Here is a 3,600-nt window from a genome sequence, read left to right on the forward strand (position 1 = left end):
CTGATCACCCTGCTGGTCAACTTCATCGCCCTGTTCATCTCGGTGGCGCTGAATGGAAAGATCGCCTTCAAGAACGGATTCCGGGTCATCTATTTCATCCCCTATACGCTCTCGGTTCTGGTCATCGGCTATGTCTTCAAGTACATCTTCATGACGCCCCTGCCGGCTCTGGGGAAGGCCCTGGGCATCGGCTGGCTCTCCCAGTCCTTGCTGACCAGCGAGCACTATGCATGGATCCCTATCGTCTTCCTCTCGGTCTGGCAGGCGGTGGCCTATTCAACCTTGATCTATTTGGCGGGTCTGCAGACCATCGACTCAGAGGTCTATGAGGCTGCATCCATCGATGGCGCCAACGAGTGGCAGAAATTCTGGAGGATCACCTTCCCCTTGATTGGCCCGTTCTTCACCATCAATCTGGTGCTGACCCTGAAGAATGCCTTCAACACCTTCGATCAGGTGGTGGCCCTGACCGCAGGAGGGCCCGATTCCAAGACCGAAACAGTCACCTACCTCATCTACAAGGGCGGCCTTACCGGAGGCGAGTACGCCTACCAGACAGCCAACGCGGTCATGTTCTTCATCGTCCTGGCCGTGATCGCGTTCATCCAGCTGGGCATTTCCAGAAGAGGGGAGAAGATCTGAGATGGCACAGACAGCGCTTATGCAACCGCAGATGTCGGCACAATCAGCAGGAAGAGGGGGAAGGCGGCATGGGGGATTCCCGGGGTCGCGCCTCAAGAGGGTCAATTGGTGGCTGACGGCCACTGTGGCCGTCCTCTCCCTGACGATTCTTGTGCCGCTCTACTTCACCGTGGTCACGGCTCTGAAGACCCCTGCGGAGGCCGGAACCTTCAGCCTGCCCTCTTCCTGGCAGTGGCACAATTTCGCCGATGCCTGGAACAAGGTCAACTATCCCAAGGCTGCACTGAATTCGGCCATCGTCACGGTCTGCGCAGTGGCACTCACCCTGCTGACCAACACCTTCGTGGCCTATGCCGTAGCCAGGAATATGGACAAGCGCTTCTTCCGCTTCCTCTACTACTTCTTCATCGCGGCCATGTTCGTCCCCTTCCCCGTGGTCATGCTTCCCATCGCCAAGCAGTTCGGCAGCTGGCACTTGGACAACGTGCCCGGTCTGATCCTGCTCTACGTGGTGTTGGGTCTGGGTACCAACCTCTTCATTGCCACGGGGTTCATCCGATCCATCCCCACAGCTCTTGAGGAGGCCGCACGCCTGGACGGCGCAGGTACCTGGAGGATATTCTGGACCATCATTTTCCCTCTGATGGGGCCGATCAATGCGACCATCGCCATCACCACGGCTCTCTGGGCCTGGAACGATTTCCTCATGCCGCTGATTGTCCTGACGGATCAGACCAGCCAGACCATCCCACTGGCGCAGTATGTCTTCAGCTCCCAGTTCGCCACCAACTATCCGATGGCCTTCTCCAGCTACCTGATGGCCCTGGCACCCATCCTGATCGTCTACTTGTTCGCACAGAAGTGGGTCATCAGCGGCGTTATGAGAGGAGCTGTCAAGTAGCCCCGCCAGGACAGGCGGTGAGGACAGCCTATAGTAGAGGTCACAGAACAAGGAAGTCCCAGGAATCCAATCTTCGTGAGGAGGACCATGACCCAGGAAGAATGCATGCAGCTGCCCGACCAGGTACGGACCAACGGAGCCACCCCTAATCCCTGGTGGGCGAACGCTGTGGTGTACCAAATCTATCCGCGGTCCTTCCAGGACACCAACGGCGACGGCTATGGTGACCTGCCGGGCATCACGCAGCGGCTGGACTACCTGGCAGATCTGGGCGTGGACGTGATCTGGCTCAGCCCGGTCTACAAGTCCCCCCAGGACGACAATGGCTATGACATTGCCGATTACCAGGACATCGACCCCATCTTCGGCACCATGGATGATATGGACGAACTTCTGGACCAGGCCCACCGGCGGGGGATCAAGGTGGTCATGGATCTGGTAGTCAATCACACCTCGGACGAACACGCCTGGTTCCAGGCCTCCCGCAACAGGGAGGACCCGCACGCTGACTGGTACTGGTGGCGCCCTGCCAAGGCCGGCCATGAACCGGGGACTCCTGGCGCAGAGCCCAACCAATGGGGGTCCTACTTCGGAGGCTCCGCCTGGCAGTACGATCCGCAGCGCGGCGAATACTACCTGCACCTGTTTTCCAAGAAGCAGCCCGACCTCAACTGGGAGAACCCCCAGGTCCGGCAGGCCGTCTTCGACATGATGAACTGGTGGATGGACCGGGGCATCGACGGGTTCCGTATGGATGTGATCGTCATGATCTCCAAGACCGTCGACTCCGAGGGCCGCCTGCCCGGCGAGGACGGATCAGCCATTGCTGACGGTCCCGTGGGACCTGAGGGGTACTCGTCCTCGGTGCCATTCTGCGTGGACGGCCCCAGGCTGGACGAGTTCCTCCAAGAGATGCGTAGCCAGGTCTTCCAGGGTCGACAAGGCTACTTGACTGTGGGGGAGGCTCCCAGTCTGGCACCTGCCCGCAGCGGGCAGATCACCGACCCGGCCAACCATGAGCTGGACATGCTTTTCCTCTTCACCCAGACCGAGGTTGACACCGGGGACAGCAAGTGGGACATCCGCCCCTTCCAGGTCTCCCGGCTCAAGGCGGTCATGGGCGAGCAGCAGCAGGCCGTGGCCAAGGCTGGATGGGCCAGCCTCTACTTCGACAACCACGATCAGCCCAGAATCGTCTCCCGTTGGGGCGACACCTCCAGCGAGGAGCTGCGCTCGCGTTCGGCCAAGGCCCTGGGGCTTCTCCTGCACATGCACCGAGGCACCCCCTACATCTATCAGGGTGAGGAGCTGGGCATGACCAACGCCGGCTTCACCAGCCTGGACCAGTACCAGGATCTGGAATCCATCAACCTCTACCATCAGCGGGTGGATCAGGTGCATGAGCAGGATCCAGAGTCCATGATGGCCGCTCTGGCTTATATGAGTCGTGACAACGCCCGCACCCCCATGCAGTGGGATTCCACCAAGTTCGCTGGCTTCACCGCTCCATATGCTCCAAAGGAGCCCTGGCTGGCCGTCAACCCTAATAGGGACAAGGTCAACGCCAAGGCTGAGCTGCGCGACCCGGATTCGGTTCTGGCCTTCTACCGTAAGCTGATTCGCCTGCGGCACACCAATCCGGTCGTGGCAGCCGGCGATTTCACCCTTCTGGATCCGGATGCGGACCAGATCTATTCATTCACCCGTTCCTTGGACCAGGCTCCGGAGCCCATGTCGGGTCCCGAGGCTGCCAGCGTTTTGGATGCCCTGCCCTGTCAGCGCCTGCTGGTTGTGGTCAACCTGAGCAGCCGCCCGGCCTCATTACCGCCTGAAACCGCAGCACTTCTGGGCCTGGACCAGACCGGATTCACCTCTATGGCTCTTGGGGCGGTGGATCCCGATCGGATTCTCATATCCACCTACCGGCCCGAGCAGACTGCCAGCTCCTTGCTGACCGGCCGCCTGTCCCCCTGGGAGGGTTTCGTCTACCGACTCTGAGGAAAACCCCGCCGTCGGCACGTTTTCCCGGCTAGAGTGGAAGTCAGCGATGCCCTGAT

3 protein-coding genes are annotated in these 3,600 nt (G+C 60.3%); all 3 read left to right on the forward strand.

Annotated features, from left to right (window positions below; all coding sequences use genetic code 11):
- Positions 1-642 (forward strand): carbohydrate ABC transporter permease (locus AC0AP0_RS10330; protein WP_490430396.1); only part of this gene is annotated, 642 nt, incomplete at its 5' end.
- Between the two features lies 1 nt (position 643).
- Positions 644-1,543 carry a carbohydrate ABC transporter permease gene (locus tag AC0AP0_RS10335; RefSeq protein WP_490430397.1) on the forward strand — a complete coding sequence of 300 codons (900 nt, stop codon included), beginning with the start codon at positions 644-646 and terminating at the stop codon, positions 1,541-1,543.
- A gap of 87 nt (positions 1,544-1,630) precedes the next feature.
- Positions 1,631-3,541, forward strand: a complete 1,911-nt coding sequence (locus AC0AP0_RS10340; protein ID WP_490430398.1) for a glycoside hydrolase family 13 protein — start codon at positions 1,631-1,633, stop codon at positions 3,539-3,541.
- Positions 3,542-3,600 lie beyond the last annotated feature (59 nt).

This window comes from Bifidobacterium sp. POST2/T3 (B1) (assembly GCF_058197115.1).